The sequence below is a fragment of the Bacillus sp. AFS055030 genome (assembly GCF_002574545.1).
In the GTDB taxonomy this organism is placed as follows: Bacteria; Bacillota; Bacilli; order Bacillales; family Bacillaceae_G; genus Gottfriedia.
In genome coordinates, this window is record NZ_NUGT01000084.1 from 1 (window position 1) to 16,459 (window position 16,459).

General features: G+C 33.4%; 17 protein-coding genes and 1 riboswitch. Of the genes, 5 read left to right on the forward strand and 12 right to left on the reverse strand.

Annotated elements, in window-relative coordinates:
- Nucleotides 1-43: 43 nt before the first annotated feature.
- Genes sdhB through CN925_RS19995 form a run of 3 tightly spaced genes read right to left on the reverse strand, consistent with a single transcriptional unit; the run spans nucleotide 44 to nucleotide 3,227 of the window.
- On the reverse strand, nucleotides 44-805 hold the full coding sequence (gene sdhB, locus CN925_RS19985) for a succinate dehydrogenase iron-sulfur subunit (RefSeq protein WP_098848600.1): 762 nt from the start codon (nucleotides 803-805) through the stop codon (nucleotides 44-46).
- A gap of 7 nt (nucleotides 806-812) precedes the next feature.
- Nucleotides 813-2,579: a succinate dehydrogenase flavoprotein subunit gene (sdhA, locus tag CN925_RS19990; protein WP_098848560.1), complete on the reverse strand. Its 1,767-nt coding sequence runs from the start codon at nucleotides 2,577-2,579 to the stop codon at nucleotides 813-815.
- Between the two features lie 12 nt (nucleotides 2,580-2,591).
- A complete protein-coding gene (locus tag CN925_RS19995) occupies nucleotides 2,592-3,227 on the reverse strand; it encodes a succinate dehydrogenase cytochrome b558 subunit (RefSeq protein ID WP_098848561.1) in 636 nt (211 codons plus the stop codon).
- A 300-nt stretch (nucleotides 3,228-3,527) separates the two neighbouring features.
- Between CN925_RS19995 and CN925_RS20000 the strand changes: the two genes are divergently transcribed.
- Nucleotides 3,528-3,974 (forward strand): YslB family protein, encoded by a 447-nt coding sequence (locus CN925_RS20000; RefSeq protein ID WP_098848562.1) that lies wholly within the window; start codon nucleotides 3,528-3,530, stop codon nucleotides 3,972-3,974.
- A 531-nt stretch (nucleotides 3,975-4,505) separates the two neighbouring features.
- Here CN925_RS20000 and CN925_RS20010 read toward each other — a convergent pair.
- Together CN925_RS20010 and uvrC are read right to left on the reverse strand one after the other, a co-directional pair.
- Entirely contained in the window at nucleotides 4,506-5,747 is a 1,242-nt protein-coding gene (locus CN925_RS20010) for an aspartate kinase (RefSeq protein WP_098848564.1), read from the reverse strand.
- Nucleotides 5,748-5,849: 102 nt separating this feature from the next.
- Nucleotides 5,850-6,025: riboswitch (Lysine riboswitch) on the reverse strand.
- Nucleotides 6,026-6,093: 68 nt separating this feature from the next.
- Nucleotides 6,094-7,869, reverse strand: a complete 1,776-nt coding sequence (uvrC, locus tag CN925_RS20015; RefSeq protein ID WP_098848565.1) for an excinuclease ABC subunit UvrC — start codon at nucleotides 7,867-7,869, stop codon at nucleotides 6,094-6,096.
- A 144-nt stretch (nucleotides 7,870-8,013) separates the two neighbouring features.
- Between uvrC and CN925_RS20020 the strand changes: the two genes are divergently transcribed.
- Nucleotides 8,014-8,451: a PepSY domain-containing protein gene (locus tag CN925_RS20020; protein WP_098848566.1), complete on the forward strand. Its 438-nt coding sequence runs from the start codon at nucleotides 8,014-8,016 to the stop codon at nucleotides 8,449-8,451.
- Between the two features lie 110 nt (nucleotides 8,452-8,561).
- On the opposite strand, the gene CN925_RS20025 is transcribed toward CN925_RS20020, so the two are convergent.
- The 3 genes from CN925_RS20025 to trxA form a co-directional block, all read right to left on the reverse strand.
- Nucleotides 8,562-10,184, reverse strand: coding sequence for an MDR family MFS transporter (locus CN925_RS20025; RefSeq protein ID WP_098848567.1), 1,623 nt, complete (start codon nucleotides 10,182-10,184; stop codon nucleotides 8,562-8,564).
- Between the two features lie 77 nt (nucleotides 10,185-10,261).
- Nucleotides 10,262-10,699 carry a MarR family winged helix-turn-helix transcriptional regulator gene (locus CN925_RS20030; protein ID WP_098848568.1) on the reverse strand — a complete coding sequence of 146 codons (438 nt, stop codon included), beginning with the start codon at nucleotides 10,697-10,699 and terminating at the stop codon, nucleotides 10,262-10,264.
- A 277-nt stretch (nucleotides 10,700-10,976) separates the two neighbouring features.
- The gene (gene trxA / locus CN925_RS20035) at nucleotides 10,977-11,294 is read right to left on the reverse strand and encodes a thioredoxin (RefSeq protein ID WP_056472391.1); all 318 of its coding nucleotides are present in this window, start codon (nucleotides 11,292-11,294) and stop codon (nucleotides 10,977-10,979) included.
- A gap of 170 nt (nucleotides 11,295-11,464) precedes the next feature.
- Between trxA and CN925_RS20040 the strand changes: the two genes are divergently transcribed.
- From CN925_RS20040 to CN925_RS20050, 3 genes are all read left to right on the forward strand, one after another.
- The gene (locus CN925_RS20040; RefSeq protein WP_098848569.1) at nucleotides 11,465-11,935 is read left to right on the forward strand and encodes a GNAT family N-acetyltransferase; all 471 of its coding nucleotides are present in this window, start codon (nucleotides 11,465-11,467) and stop codon (nucleotides 11,933-11,935) included.
- A gap of 196 nt (nucleotides 11,936-12,131) precedes the next feature.
- Nucleotides 12,132-12,290, forward strand: coding sequence for an FbpB family small basic protein (locus CN925_RS20045; RefSeq protein WP_098848570.1), 159 nt, complete (start codon nucleotides 12,132-12,134; stop codon nucleotides 12,288-12,290).
- Nucleotides 12,291-12,550: 260 nt separating this feature from the next.
- Entirely contained in the window at nucleotides 12,551-12,790 is a 240-nt protein-coding gene (locus CN925_RS20050; protein WP_098848571.1) for a hypothetical protein, read from the forward strand.
- Between the two features lie 174 nt (nucleotides 12,791-12,964).
- Here CN925_RS20050 and CN925_RS20055 read toward each other — a convergent pair whose 3' ends face one another.
- The 4 genes from CN925_RS20055 to CN925_RS20070 form a co-directional block, all read right to left on the reverse strand.
- Nucleotides 12,965-13,942, reverse strand: coding sequence for an electron transfer flavoprotein subunit alpha/FixB family protein (locus CN925_RS20055; RefSeq protein WP_098848572.1), 978 nt, complete (start codon nucleotides 13,940-13,942; stop codon nucleotides 12,965-12,967).
- 67 nt (nucleotides 13,943-14,009) lie between these two features.
- On the reverse strand, nucleotides 14,010-14,783 hold the full coding sequence (locus CN925_RS20060; RefSeq protein ID WP_098848573.1) for an electron transfer flavoprotein subunit beta/FixA family protein: 774 nt from the start codon (nucleotides 14,781-14,783) through the stop codon (nucleotides 14,010-14,012).
- Between the two features lie 56 nt (nucleotides 14,784-14,839).
- Nucleotides 14,840-15,610 carry an enoyl-CoA hydratase gene (locus CN925_RS20065; protein WP_286138547.1) on the reverse strand — a complete coding sequence of 257 codons (771 nt, stop codon included), beginning with the start codon at nucleotides 15,608-15,610 and terminating at the stop codon, nucleotides 14,840-14,842.
- A 37-nt stretch (nucleotides 15,611-15,647) separates the two neighbouring features.
- A complete protein-coding gene (locus CN925_RS20070; protein WP_056472373.1) occupies nucleotides 15,648-16,235 on the reverse strand; it encodes a fatty acid metabolism transcriptional regulator FadR in 588 nt (195 codons plus the stop codon).
- Nucleotides 16,236-16,459: the final 224 nt, after the last annotated feature.

Below are 16,459 nucleotides of genomic sequence, written 5' to 3' on the forward strand. Positions count from 1 at the left end.
ACTCTATAGGGTACATTTTAAAAAGGACATGCTTTTTTGTTTATTATATTTCGTCGCTTCCAAAGAAGTCTTTGAAAGATTGAATTGTTGTTGCACGGTTTAACGCTGCAATTGAAGTAGTTAAAGGAATACCTTTTGGACAAGATTGTACGCAGTTTTGTGAGTTACCACAGTTTGATAGTCCACCGTCTCCCATAATTGCATGTAGACGTTCTTCCTTATTCATTTCTCCAGTTGGATGAGCATTAAATAAACGTACTTGTGAAAGCGGAGCTGGTCCAATAAAGTTAGATTTACTATTAACGTTTGGACAAGCTTCTAAACATACACCACAAGTCATACATTTTGATAATTCGTAAGCCCATTGACGTTTTCTTTCAGGCATTCTTGGTCCAGGACCTAAGTCATGCGTTCCATCAATTGGAATCCACGCTTTAACTCGTTTTAAAGAATCGAACATACGACTACGATCAACTTGTAAGTCACGTACTACAGGGAATGTACTCATTGGCTCAAGACGAATTGGTTGTTCCAATTTATCAATAAGCGCAGAACATGATTGTCTTGGTTTACCGTTGATAATCATAGAACATGCCCCACAAACTTCTTCAAGACAGTTCATGTCCCAAGAAATTGCAGTCGTTTCTTTTCCATTTGAATTAACAGGATTTTTACGAATTTCCATTAAAGCCGAGATTACGTTCATATTCGGACGATAAGGGACAGTAAATGTTTCTTCATATGGCGCAGTGTTCGGTGAATCTTGACGTTTAACAATTACAGTAATTGTCTTTTCAGCAGTCATTGTTCCATTATGCATTTGCTTTGTCCTCCTTCTTCTTAGAATAATCTCGTTTTCTTGGTTGAATTAATGACGTATCAACATCTTCGTAATGGAATAATGGTGAATTAGATTTTTCATCAAATTTAGCCATTGTAGTTTTTAAGAACTCCTCATCATTACGCTCTGGGAATTCAGGTTTATAGTGAGCTCCACGGCTCTCATTACGGTTATATGCACCTAATGTGATCACACGTGATAAGTGGAGCATGTTTTCAAGTTGACGAGTAAATGAAGCACCTTGGTTACTCCATTTAGCTGTATCATTAATATTAATGTTTTGATAACGCTCATAAAGTTCTTGAATTTTTTCATCAGTTTTTAATAAGCGATCATTGAATCGAACTACAGTAACGTTGTCTGTCATCCACTCTCCAAGCTCTTTATGAAGAAGGTATGCATTTTCTTTACCGTCCATTTTATAAATACGATTCATTTTTTCTTTTTCTTCATTAGCATTTGATTCAAATACAGTAGAAGCCACATCATCTGAAGATTTAGCTAAACCATTTACGTATCGTACAGCATTTGGTCCAGCAACCATTCCACCGTAAATAGCAGAAAGTAATGAGTTAGCTCCTAAACGGTTAGCTCCGTGCATTGAGTAATCGCACTCACCAGCTGCAAATAAACCAGGAATTGTAGTCATTTGGTCATAGTCAACCCATAATCCACCCATTGAGTAGTGAACTGCTGGGAAGATCTTCATTGGAACTTTTTTCGGATCATCACCTGTGAATTTTTCATAAATCTCGATGATTCCACCTAGTTTTACATCAAGTTCATGTGGATCTTTATGTGAAAGATCTAAATAAACCATGTTTTCACCATTGATACCAAGTTTGTGGTCAACACATACAGAGAAAATCTCACGTGTAGCAATATCCCTTGGTACAAGGTTTCCATATGCAGGATATTTTTCTTCTAAGAAATACCATGGTTTTCCGTCTTTATACGTCCATACTCGTCCACCTTCACCACGAGCACTTTCACTCATTAAACGGTTTTTATCATCTCCAGGAATCGCAGTTGGATGGATTTGAATAAATTCACCATTTGAATAAACGGCACCTTGACGATATACAGCTGCAGCAGCTGAACCAGTGTTGATAATTGAGTTTGTCGTTTTACCAAAGATAATACCAGGGCCACCAGATGCCATAATTACAGCATCCGCAGGGAAACTTACGATTTCCATTGAAGTTAAGTTTTGTCCAACGATTCCACGACAAACTCCTTCATCATCAACTACAACTCTTAAAAATTCCCAGCCTTCATACTTTTGAACAAGACCTTCAGATTCGTAACGACGAACTTGCTCATCTAATGCATATAATAATTGTTGTCCAGTCGTAGCACCAGCAAATGCTGTACGGTGATGTTGCGTTCCACCGAAACGACGGAAGTCTAATAGTCCTTCAGGCGTACGGTTGAACATTACACCCATACGGTCCATCATATGAATGATGCCCGGTGCTGCTTCTGCCATTGCCTTTACAGGTGGTTGGTTTGCTAAGAAATCTCCACCATAAATTGTATCATCAAAGTGCTCCCAAGGAGAGTCACCTTCACCTTTTGTATTAACCGCACCATTAATTCCACCTTGAGCACATACTGAATGTGATCGTTTTACGGGAACTAATGAAAATAAATCTACTTTTGTGCCAGCTTCAGCGGCTTTAATTGTTGCCATAAGACCAGCTAATCCGCCACCGACGATAATTATTTTCCCACTCATGACTCTCTCTCCTTACAAATTCGCTAGTTGTGGATCAATGAATGCAAAGATAGCACGTAATCCAACGATTGATAATACTACGAAAACACCTAATGTAACATATGTTGAAATACGTTGTGATCTAGGTGTTACAGTAATTCCCCAAGAAACGAAGAATGACCATAATCCATTAGCAAAGTGGAAAATTGTTGAAATAACACCTACTATATAGAAAACTAACATAAATTTCGAACTAAAAATATCAGCCATCATATTATAATCAACCGTTGCTCCTAGTTGAGCAGCGATACGTGTTTGCCATACGTGCCAAGTAATAAAAATTAAAGTAATTACACCAGAAATACGTTGGAATAAATATAACCAGTTACGTAAGTACCCATAATTTTTAACATTGCTAGTTCCAGTGAACGCAATGTATAGTCCGTATATTGCATGGTATAAAATTGGTAAGAGAATAATAAAAATTTCTAAAAAATAGCGGAATGGTAAATTCGCCATAAAATCAGCAGCTTTGTTGAACGATGTTGCTCCATTTGTTGCAAAATGATTGACAACTAAGTGCTGTGTTAAAAAGATTCCAACCGGAATAACGCCTAGCAATGAATGAAGTTTTCTAAAGAAAAACTCCCTTCCATTCTTGTTGCTCATGTAAACCCCTGCCCCCTTTAGTTTGTGCACATGAAAATTTGATTCCTCTATTATTCTAAAAAAATAGAATAATTTAGTAATACGCATAAAAAGTCGAAATTTTTATGACATTTATCTACAACCCATTTTACTCCTGATAATATAGCAGGTCAAGAAAACGCGTACATTTTTATTTACTGAAAAAACTTCTCAATTAGATTGGTAATCCTTGTAATCTACAATTGTCGAATTGTTGTTTTTACTAGTAAATATTGTATATAATAAAAACATGTTTTTTAGGAAAGGGAGAGTTATCCGACCATGACGAACGGCATTGAAAATTTAAATATTCCGGGAAATATTTCTGGTTTTGGCTATGAGCTTATACGAAACGATCTATTGAGTGATTTATTAGGAAAAGAGCAAAATGATATTTTATATTGGGCGGGTAAAATGCTTGCCAGAAAATATCCATTAGCAACTTTTGAAGAAATCATTGAATTTTTTGACCAAGCTGGTTGGGGTACTCTTACTGTTGAAGAAGAAAAGAAGCAAGAAGTTCATTTAACATTATCTTCTGAATTAATTACATATAGAAATCAACAAAAAAAGAACGTATCTTACCAATTAGAAGCTGGATTTTTAGCGATGCAAATTCAACAGCAAATCGATGTAATTGCTGAAACATATGAAGAGCAAAGTAAAAGAGGCGATAAAGTAAAATTCCAAGTAAAATGGGATTTAAAGGATCCTATTACAAGAAAATAAAATGAAAACACCACAAGGAAATTTTTATTCCTTGTGGTGTTTCATTAGGATGATTTTTTCATAAAAAATTGAAATATAAGTTCAAATACTTTAAGAAAAGTTCAACGTCCTACCCCTGCTCTTTCCTTTCATTACTTTGATCCTGTCTTCTAATTCTCTCAAAATTTTTGTTTCTCTTAACTCCTTTGATAATAGAATTTAATAAGATTAAACAAATAGAAACAAAAAACAAAATGGCGAGTATTAATAGAACAAACTGTAGCACAATTTCTCCAAATCTGAACGCAAGTAAACTATGCCTCATTATTAATACCTCCTTCATTTATTCACCATTTAGCCGTTCTCCTTACTTATTTTAAATTTACAGAATCTTTATATAATTTATTCGCTTAACGAATAAAAAACCCTTTAAAGCGCGATCTCTATACTATATAAGCTTAGGTAAATGGACGTGATCAATATTGATTAACTCAATATTTCAAGCCTATATAAATAAGAAAGTATACGCCTAAAAGGGTTTATTTTTTCTATTTAGTTTTCTACTACTACTGCTTCATTAATTCGATCTAGTTGATAGCCGTTATGAAGAGCATGAACTGCTTCTTGTAAATTTGATTTTGGTATTACTGTTGATACTTTAATTTCAGAAGTACTTACCATTTTTACAGGGATTTTACTTTCTGCTAAAAATTTAAACATTTTCGCAGCAACACCTGGATTTGAAACCATTCCACTGCCGACAATTGATACTTTAGCTAGTTCACTTTCAAAATCAAATGAGCGGTAACCTAAAAACTCTTTCTTTGATTCTAAAACTGTTATTGCTTCCATCATATTTTCAGATTTGATCGAAAATGAAAGATTTACTAAGTTATCTGATGTTACGCTTTGGATGATAATATCTACATCGATTCCTTCACTTGCTAGTAAAGTAAAGATTTTAGGCAATAAATCTACATGGTTATTCAAACCATTTAAAGTCATCCTTGTTACATTCGATTCGAATGCGATTCCTCTTACGACTGATTGTTGTTCCATTTCTGTTTCCTCCCCAATAAATGTACCGATTTCATCGTGTTGACTTGAACGAACTTGAATAATTAAATGATAATTTTTTGCGAATTCTACCGCTCTAGGATGTAAAACTGCAGCTCCTAACGCTGCAAGCTCTAGCATTTCATCATAAGAGACATGGCTTAATTTAGATGCTTTTGGTTCAACTCTTGGATCCGTAGTGTAAACCCCTAATACGTCCGTGTAAATATCACAACGTTCTGCATTTAAAGCAGCAGCCAATGCTACCGCTGTAGTATCTGAGCCACCTCGGCCTAATGTTGTAATGTCATTGCTTTCACTTAATCCTTGGAAACCAGCAACAATGACGATATATCCTTCATTAAGTAATTGTTGAATTCGTTTTGTATCAATTGTTTCTATACGCGCATTCCCATGGACAGATTCAGTTTGAATTCCAGCTTGCCAACCAGTAAGAGAAATAGCTTTAAAACCTAGTGCTTGAATTGCCATTGCTAATAATGAAATTGAAACTTGTTCGCCTGTTGTCAGTAACATATCTAATTCACGTTTACTGTTTTGTGGACTTATTTGAGCTGCTAAACTAACTAGTTCGTCTGTATGATGTCCCATAGCAGATACGACTGTAACTACTTGGTTTCCTTCTTTATATGATTTAGTTACTGTTTTTGCAACATGCTGAATTCGTTCAATTGAGCCTACTGAAGTACCACCGAATTTCTGGACAATAATTCCCATTTTTCCTCATCCTCACTTTTTACTTAAAAAAGAATACAAAAAAGCGCGTGAAGCAATGTTCACGCGCCTAATTTACAAATAAAATAGACAAATCATCAACATCTCTTCAATAGCTCCCCGCATAATTATTATGCGACAGTACTACATTTCTTAAATGCAGTCCCAACAAAATGAATTGTGGATTCATTTTATTTCGGCAAAACTCCCTTTCAACTGTCCATCACAACGCCACACGTCTATGACAGCATACTCTTAAGTTTTGCACCTCTATTACGAGAGAAAATCATTTAATTTTAACTAAAATATAAATTATTTTGAAAATAGTGTCAAGATAAATTTATTGGTATCACTCTTTATGGAAATGCTGAAAAATTTCTTCTGCAACATTTTTTGGCATTTTAGCAGCAATTAACTCATCGATTGATGCCTCTTTTATTTTTTTAACTGATCCAAAATGTTTAAGAAGGGCTTTCTTTCTTGTTCCACCAACACCCGCTATGCCATCTAAAGCAGATTGAACCATTGATTTACTATGAAGCTGACGATAGAATTCAATCGCAAATCTGTGTACCTCATCTTGAATTCTTTGTAATAAAAAGAACTCTTGGCTTTGTCTACCAAGTTGGACAATTTGAGGTGGTTGTCCTATTAATAACTCTGAAGTGCGGTGTTTTTCATCTTTTACAAGACCGGCTGTTGGAATGAATAAAGCTAACTCATTTTGAAGTACATCTTCAACTGCAGCTAGATGTCCTTTCCCACCATCCACAATTATTAAGTTAGGTAAAGGTAAATTTTCTTTTAGAGCTCTTGAATATCTTCTACGAACTACCTCACGCATTGAATCATAATCATCTGGTCCTACAACCGTTTTGATTTTATATTTGCGATAATCCTTTTTTGAAGGTTTTCCATCTATAAAGACAACCATTGCTGAAACAGGATTTGTTCCTTGTATATTTGAATTATCAAATGCTTCTATTCGATATGGTGTTTCAATATTTAAAATCTCTCCTAATTTTTCGATTGCTTTTACGGTTCTTTCCTCATCACGTTCAATTAATTTAAATTTCTCACCGAGTCCAATTTTGGCATTTTTATTTGCTAATACAACTAGTTCCTTTTTTTGACCTCTTTTTGGTTGGAATACAGGAATTTTTAATAAACCTTTTAAAATTTCAGTATCCACTTTATCTGGTACAAAAATTTCTTTTGGTTTTATATTATGTGGTTTTTCATAAAATTGCCCAATAAATGATAAGAACTCTTCCTCAGGTTCATCGTAAATAGGAAAATAAGATACATCTCTTTCAATTAATTTTCCACTTCGAACAAAGAATACTTGAACACACATCCAACCCTTGTCAACCGCGTATCCAAATACATCTCGATCAATTAAATCACTACTCATCATTTTCTGCTTTTCCATAGTCGTTTCAATTGATACAATTTGATCTCGATACTCTTTTGCCCGCTCGAAATCTAATTGTTCAGATGCAGCAAGCATTTTTGCCTCTAACTCTTTTCGTATTTGATCTTCACCACCGTTTAGAAAACGGGCAATTTCATTTACTATGTCCTGATTTTGCTCATCAGTTACTTCCTTTACACAAGGCGCAAGACACTGACCAATATGATAATATAAACAAACTTTATCTGGTAATGAAGAACATTTTCGTAATGGATATAGACGGTCTAATAATTTTTTTGTTTCATTTGCGGCAGTAGCATTAGGGAATGGGCCAAAATATTTTCCTTTATCTTTTTTTACATTTCGCGTAATCAATAAGCGAGGATGTTTTTCAGCAGTTATTTTAATAAAGGGGTATGATTTATCATCCTTCAACATAATGTTATATTTCGGATCATATTTCTTAATTAAATTCATCTCAAGAATTAAAGCTTCCATATTTGAAGACGTAACAATATATTCAAAATCAGTTATCTCTTGAACTAATCGATAGGTCTTACCATCATGTGATCCAGTGAAATAAGATCTAACTCTATTTTTTAAGACTTTAGCTTTTCCTACGTATATGATCGTCCCTTGAATATCTTTCATCAAATAGCAACCAGGCTGATCCGGTAGAAGCGCTAATTTTTCTTTTAAGTGATTGTCCATTTCCTCTCACCTCTTTCGTGCAATTGTACACTTAATATTATAATCTCCACATTTGAAAACTGAAAATACTTTAATCATATTAAGTAAAAATTAAGTTTTCTAATGTAACTTTTATTTCATCTAAAAAAAGGGAGTAATGATAAGATGAAAAAAGTAAGAGTAGTTCATTTTTGGATTGGTGTTATTGTATCGGTTTTCTTATTAATCGAATCGGCTACAGGAATTATCCTGTATTTCAATAAAGGTGAAGAAGAAAAGGGACGATTTCCTATGCAAAATCAGTTACCATCCGGTAGTCAGTTTAATGGAGAAGAACACTCTCAAAATAGCGTTCAAAACAATCCTCTTCAAAATGGACAAAGTGATGCTAATTTTCAAACTCCATTCCAAAATTTTGGAAAAAGACCTGAGCATTCTGCATTTTCAGCTAAAAGCTTACATACCGGCATAATTGGTCTAATTAGTGGCATCGGTCTTTTTATACTTACCGGAACAGGGTTAGCCCTATCTTGGATTTTGTGGAGTAATAAACGTAAAATAAAAAAAAGAAAAGAAAAAGTATCAACCGCAACCGCTATTTAAAAAAATAAATAGATTGTCCCACAGATTTTTCATGGGAACCTTCTTTTTAAGCTAAAAACCATCCAAAATTCTCTGGATGGTTTTCACTTTTATTATTACAGCTTGAGAAATTAAGAAGTCGCAGTTTCCACTTCTACTTGCTCATTACCTTCTTTATCTCCAGCTTTTCTATTTGTTAATTTAATTGGCTTAAGGAATAATGTTACGATTGCACCAACAATTATGAATCCTAATCCGACGAAGAATACTTGATGTAATGAATCCATTAATGATGTTTTTATTATTGGTAACATACCTTCTAAAATTGGTTTAGGAATTAACTTTTTAGCATCTTCATTAAATAACATTGTAAAGACTGATTGAGGATTTGTATTAATCATATCTTTAAATTTGTCTACTAATGTTGCAGCTTGTGCTGGTAATTTATTTAAATAAGGAACTAAATCATGATTTAAAAGTGTTCCCGATTTACTATTCATAACAGCACCTAAAACAGTTGCCCCAAAAGTACCACCGATTGAACGGAAGAATTGACTAGAAGATGTAACAATTCCTAATTCTTTCTTATCAAAAACTTCTTGAAGAGCTAATGTAATTGTCGGCATGACTAAACCAATACCTAGACCCATAACTCCCATAAAAATTGTTGCAATTGTTTTACTTGAATCCATATCTAAAGTTGTTAATAAATATAGACCTAATGCGATGACGAACATCCCTGTCATAATTTGAGGTTTAATACCAACTTTAAATACAACTTGCCCCCCAATAATACTTGCAATAATCATTGTAATCATCATTGGAGTCATGATTGTACCTGATTCTGTGGCACTAGTACCTACAATACCTTGCATAAAGAATGGTACAAACATGATTGCACCAAACATCGCGATTGTCATAAAGAATCCAACTAAGTTTAATGTAACGAAAGTTCTATTTTTGAATAAATGCATTGGTAGAATTGGCTCTTTCGCTTTATTTTCCACAATAACGAAGCTAACGATCCCCACTATTGCTAAAACAAAAAGACTAATGATTTGCCAAGAGTTCCAATCATATTCAACTCCACCTAAACTTAAAGCAAGGAGTAAGCTTACAACACCGACAATCATCGTCACCATACCAGCGATATCAAAATTGATTGGTCCAGTATTTTTTCTTCCTTTTAAACCTAATGCAATAAATATAGTTGCGACAATCCCTACTGGAAGGTTAATGTAGAATACCCATTTCCAGTTTAATGAGTCAACAATCCAACCACCGATTTGTGGACCAATTACTGATGCTAAACCGTAAATACCACCGAAAACCCCTTGGAATTTCGCACGTTCTTTACCTGTAAATATATCCCCGATTACAATCATCGCCATTGGCATCATTACACCGCCACCGATACCTTGAATAGCACGGTAAATGATTAATTCAGTCATGTTATGGGCAATACCACATAATGCTGAAGCTGCCATAAATATAACTAAACCAGCAATATAAACACTTCTACGACCTAAAAGGTCAGCTAATTTACCTGCGATTGGTACTACAGTAGTTGAGGTTAATAAGTATGCTGTTGTAAGCCAAGTCATCATACTTAAACCACCAAGGTCTCCAACTATTTTAGGCATTGCAGTACCAACAATCGTACCATCTAATGCAGAGAAAAACATTGCTATTATTAGACCAATAAGCAATAGTTTACGACTGCCATCTTTTTGAACAACTGTATCTGTAGTCAAAATAGATTTCTCCCTTCACTTTCATATCTTTTTTCTTTTTATAATTAGAAATACAAAAAAGTATTTTGTAAAAATTTCTATAACTCTGCTGCAGCATTTGCAAGCTTTTCAGTAATCTTTGCAAATTGTAATAACTCGTCGTCAGAAAGGTTAAACAAGAAACTTTCAAAAATTGCTTTTCGATCCTGTATCACTGTTTCTAATTTTTTTATACCTTCCTCAGTTAACATAATATTTACAACTCTACGGTCCTTTTTATCATGTTCTCTATATACAAAATCATTATGTTCTAGTCGATCAATCATAAATGATACCGCACTTGGTTTTACACCCATCATCTCTGCTATTTCAGATATTTTGCAGCTTTCTTTTTTTCGTAAGTACATTAAAACAAAAAATTGAGTAGCTGTTACACCATGACTATTCATACTTTCTGTCACCTTTGGTTGCATTTTATGAATAGTATTTTGAAGTGCAATCTGAATCCGTTCAATGTACTCATTTTTGTTACCCAATAAATTTAACCCCCTTTAAAAATTAATTCAAGTAAATATTTAATGTATGTTAAATAATAATGCTTATTAAATATAAAACGTGACAGAAAAATAGTCAATCAAATTTATATTAGAAATTTTTAACATTACTTTAATTGTTTATTTTACTAATGATAATGAAAACACTTTCTTTGGCTTTAGGAGATGGTTTTATCATAAGAGTTCTCGCTAGCTATTTATTAAAAATGCAAAAAAAAAAATGCACTCATATTATGAGTGCATTTCTTACAAATTATGATTAACCAATATGTGGAGTAATTAATTCTTCTAAAGCTTCTTTAGGTTTGAAACCTAAAGTTTTTTCAACTACTTCGCCGTCTTTAAGAACGAATAATGATGGAATGCTCATAACTTCAAATTTAGCTGCTGTTTCTTGGTTTTCATCAACATCAACTTTAACAATTTTAACTTTTTCTCCATATTCAGAAGCTAATTCTTCTAATACAGGAGCAATCATTTTACAAGGACCACACCAAGTTGCCCAAAAATCAACTAATACTACACCTTCTTTTGTTTCTTCTGCGAACGTTGCGTTTGTTGCATTAACAATTGCCATTTATTTTTCCTCCTACCTGCGCAAGCTACATAAGTAAAATATGTAGATTGACATAATTTGTTATAATTTTAAAGAAAGTATACCACATGAGAATTAGCATTTTCTATTTATTTGCTCAAACTTACTATTTCCAAACAAAAGGTTGATATACTAATGAAAGGATTAAAATCATGATAACATTTGAAAGAATTACATCAGACTTAATTGAAGTAATTGAAGAAATTACAAATTCGAATCAAAATTACAATTTAATGGAGAATGGTTGTTTAACACGGACAAAAGAAGAACTAATGAAGGAATATTTTGCTTCCTCACACCAAACAGAAACTTATTTTATTAAATTAGATGATACTTATATAGGATTGATTGATTTTTTAGCGCTAAATCCAAAAGATGGTTTTCCTTGGCTAGGTCTTTTAATGATCCATCATGATTACCATGGATATGGGTTTGGAACAAACGCATTTGTGTTATTTGAAGAGCTACTCATAAAAAGAAATATCCACGGTTTGCGATTAGGTGTGTTAATTAATAACCAACAAGCAAAATCTTTTTGGAAATCACAAGGGTTTATATATGTAGAAAATAAAACGAATGCTGATGGTATTGAAGTAGAAGTATATGAAAAAATTTATTCATAATACTATTTAAACGGTAAATTATTACTTGACTGAACCTCAATAAATTATTGATCTAGTCCATGGGTAACAATTCCATTCGCTACTTTTGTCACAAATTCGTAATATCTCACTCGGATAATTGTCAGATTTTTATGTTAATATATTATTGAATATAATAATAATATTCAAAAAACTTAACATGATAGGAGTGGCATTTATGAGGAAACCTTTACGTAAAACGTTTAATCAACTAGTTAATGAGAATAGACAATCTTTATTACGAAACAAAGAGGAAATCGAAAAAATCGAAAGAAAAATTGAAATGCGCCACGAATTATTATCAAAAAAAAGCAAACTAAACAAAGCTATTTCTTAAATTTTAAGTAATCCTGTAGCGGGATTACTTTTTTGTTGTTCAAAAAAGATTTACCTATTTGTTAATGTTCAATGGATCCCATAAACCAAATTCCTTCTTATATATGCATCCATATTCTCCACAAAAATTCATTAAAACGTAAAGGATTCTCTCTCGTATATATATGTAGCAAAAATTCCTGAGTCAACTAAAATAGGCGAACTCTTACAAAATATAGACGTACTATATAGTACATTGGTCTAGAAATTGGAGGTAAAAATATGCATCATCCATTTTGGAATTCACATCCGCATCATCCCCAACATCCTATTAGAAACGGTGCAGGGGGGCATATACAAAACGATCATCAATCAATCATGCAGATGTTCATCAATCTTGAAAATCAAATTACAAACCTTGTAAAAGCAATCGAAGCAAATAATGAATTACTTAGACAACTTGAACAAAAACAAAATCAAGTTGTAACAAGTGGCGGTGGATCAGTCATTGTTAGGATGTAATGACAATGGCTTGTAAACGAATAGAAGAACCATAAAGGAGGTGGTTAAATATTTTTAGCCCCTCTTTTTTATTTACATTATTTTTTTTAAGGTCATTTAGGTGGTGTGCACTTGAAAATACACAAAAAACCCACAAGATACTACGCTCTTGTGGGATTATTTATAGTTTCTATATTAAGAGTTAACTAATACAGCTTTAAATTCTTCTGTTAATAAAGGTAATACTTCGAATAAGTCACCAACGATTCCATAGTCAGCTACTTTGAAAATATTAGCTTCTGGATCTTTGTTAATTGCAACGATTACTTTAGAGTTTGACATACCAGCTAAATGTTGAATCGCTCCGGAAATACCACATGCAATATATAAGTCAGGTGTTACAACTTTACCAGTTTGACCAATTTGTAATGAGTAATCACAGTAATTAGCATCACATGCACCACGAGATGCACCTACAGCAGCACCTAATACTGAAGCTAATTCTTTTAGTGGATTAAAGCCTTCTTCACTCTTAACTCCACGGCCACCAGCAACGACTACTTTCGCTTCTGAAAGGTCTACACCTTCACTTGCTTTACGCACAACATCTTTGACGATTGAACGTAAGTCTTTAATTTCAACTGAAACAGTTGCTACATCACCAGTGCGAGTAGCGTCTTTTTCTAATGATGCAATGTTATTTGGACGGATTGTCGCAAAAATAAATGGATCTACCATTACTTTTTTCTCGAATGCTTTACCTGAGTAAATCGGACGAGTGAAAACAATATTTCCACCAGCTACTTCGATTGCTGTAACATCTGAAATAAGACCACTTTGCATACGAGCAGCAAGTTTCGGAGATAAATCCTTTCCTAAAGCTGTATGACCGAATACTAGACCTTCTGGTTTTTCTTGGTCAATAACTGCTAAAAGTGCTTGAGAATATCCATCTGAAGTATATGAAGCTAATTTTTCATCTTCAACTACGATTGCACGGTCTGCACCGTATTGAATCATTTCAGTAGCTAATGCACTTACTGATTTACCTACTAATACAGCAACTACTTCTCCGCCCTCAGCAACTGTTTTAGCCGCACTTACTGCTTCAAATGAAACATTACGTAGTGATCCTTCACGAACTTCGCCTAATACTAATACTTTACGTGACATGTTATTTCCCTCCAAAATTTTCTATTACGATATTAATCTATTATTTAAGTTCTACTATTCAATAAAATTAGATTACTTTTGCTTCAGAACGTAGTAACGAAACTAATTCTTTTACTTGGTCTTTTAATTCACCTGATAATACTTTGCCCGCTTCTTTCTTCGCAGGTAGGTAAATTTCAATTGTTTTCGTTTTCGCTTGAACTTCATCTTCGTCTAAATCTAAATCATCTAATTCTAATTCATCTAAAGGCTTTTTCTTAGCTTTCATAATACCAGGTAAAGATGGATATCTAGGTTCATTTAAGCCTTGTTGAGCAGTGATTAGTAATGGTAAAGATGTTTCGATGATTTCTGTATCACCCTCTACATCACGTTCGATTGTAGCTGTCGTACCATTAATGTCAATTTTAGTAATTGTTGTCACGTAAGGAATATTTAATAATTCAGCAACGCGAGGGCCTACTTGACCAGTACCTCCATCAATTGCCACATTACCTGCTAAAATAATTGAAGGATCTTTATCTTCTAAGTATTTAGCAATAAGTTTTGAAGTAGTGTATTGGTCAGCATTTGTAACATCATCTTCAACATTAATTAATACAGCTTTATCAGCACCCATAGCTAGTGCTGTACGAAGTTCTTTTTCACTATCTTCATTACCAATTGTTATAACAGTTACTTCGCCACCATGAGCGTCACGAATTTGAATCGCTTCTTCAACTGCATACTCATCGTATGGATTTATAATAAATTCAGCGCCATCCTCTTGGATTGCACCATTTGAAATTGTAATTTTCTCTTCAGTGTCAAATGTTCTTTTTAATAGTACATAAATGTTCATTGTTATACCCTCCCAGGAAATGTAACTACATCTATTTTTTTAAAATATTAAACTACTTATTTATTAAACACTGGTTTTCTTTTTTCTAAAAATGCTGAAATACCCTCTTTTGCATTTTCAGTTGTAAAAATCTCGCCAAATAATTTTGACTCTTCTTCTACCGCTTCATGATATGAAGGCGTTCTAGTAGAAGATAGTAGTTGTAGAATATATTGAATTGATTGCATACTTTTATTCGCAATTTTAGCTGCTAATGCATTTGCTTCGTCTAATAATGTTTCTTCTGGCACTACAATTGTAGCTAATCCAATTTTCCCAGCTTCAACACCAGAAATTGGTTCAGAAGTGGCAAGCATAACTAAAGCTTTATCTTTACCTACATAACGTGGTAATCGTTGTGTGCCAGCAAAACCAGGAATAATTCCTAAGTTTAATTCAGGTAAACCAAGTTTTGCGTTATCTGCAACTACTCGAATATGACAGCTCATTGCAAATTCTAATCCGCCACCTAGTGCAGCTCCGTGAATTGCTGCGATGATTGGCTTAGAATAATTTTCAACGCGATCAAATACTAATTGACCTCTTCTTGCAACAGCTGCTGCATCTTCAGCATTTTTGAAAGAAGTAAATTCTTTAATATCTGCACCTGCAGAGAAAAATCTGCCTTCACCATGAACAACTAAAACGCTTACATCATTGTTAGTTTCCAATTCATCTAAACGCTTAACTAAATCAGCAAAAACAACCGAAGACATTGCATTTGCTGGTGGATTTTGAATTGTTAATAATGCAATACCATCGGATATTTTACATTGAATTAAACTCACATCTATTCCTCCCTATTTTTCAAAATGTACTAGAACGTTAATTTTGGTACCCGCATCCTCTTATTAATAGTTGGTGAACTTTATCGGCTTTTGACTCTAAGTCCTGTTTTTGACCTGTCATTACCCAATGTGTCATCACTTCATCAATCGTGCCGAAGATCATTTGTCTAGCTGTTCGAATATCCAATTGTTTGTCGAACAAACCACTATTGATCCCTTCATTTAAAATGGAATCAATGATATGTAAATACTCTTTCAGTACCTCATTTATTCTTAATCTAAGGTCAATATTTGTTTGTCTTACTTCTAATTGCATAACGATTGCTAAATGTGAATCTTTAGACATTTCATAAAAGTGAGTTTTTACCAACATTAATAATTTCGATATCGCGTCCGGTTTACCTTCTATTTTTTCACGAATTTTTTCAGTAAAATTTCCCATCTTCTCTTCAAACAGTGAAATTAAGATGGATTCTTTATTTTTAAAATACAAATAAATTGTTCCGTCAGCTACACCAGCCTGTTTTGCAATTTTAGAAACCTGCGCCTGATGATAACCATTTTCAGCAATGACAACAACTGCAGCATCAATTATTTGTTTATATTTTGGTTTATCTCTTTTCATTTTTATTTACTCCTTCTAACAGTGAATGAATAATCATTCATATTCTTATAATACAGATTTATCAGAAAATTGTCAATTGTCCTGTAATATTTTTTTATGTAGATAATCTCTTTGTAAAAGATTTTATAACCCGACTATTTTTAACCTTTGTACTTTCATACTATTTTATTAGGTTTCTTTTCTAATCAATCTTAAAATTTATTTTAACATAGTTTTTATATCAC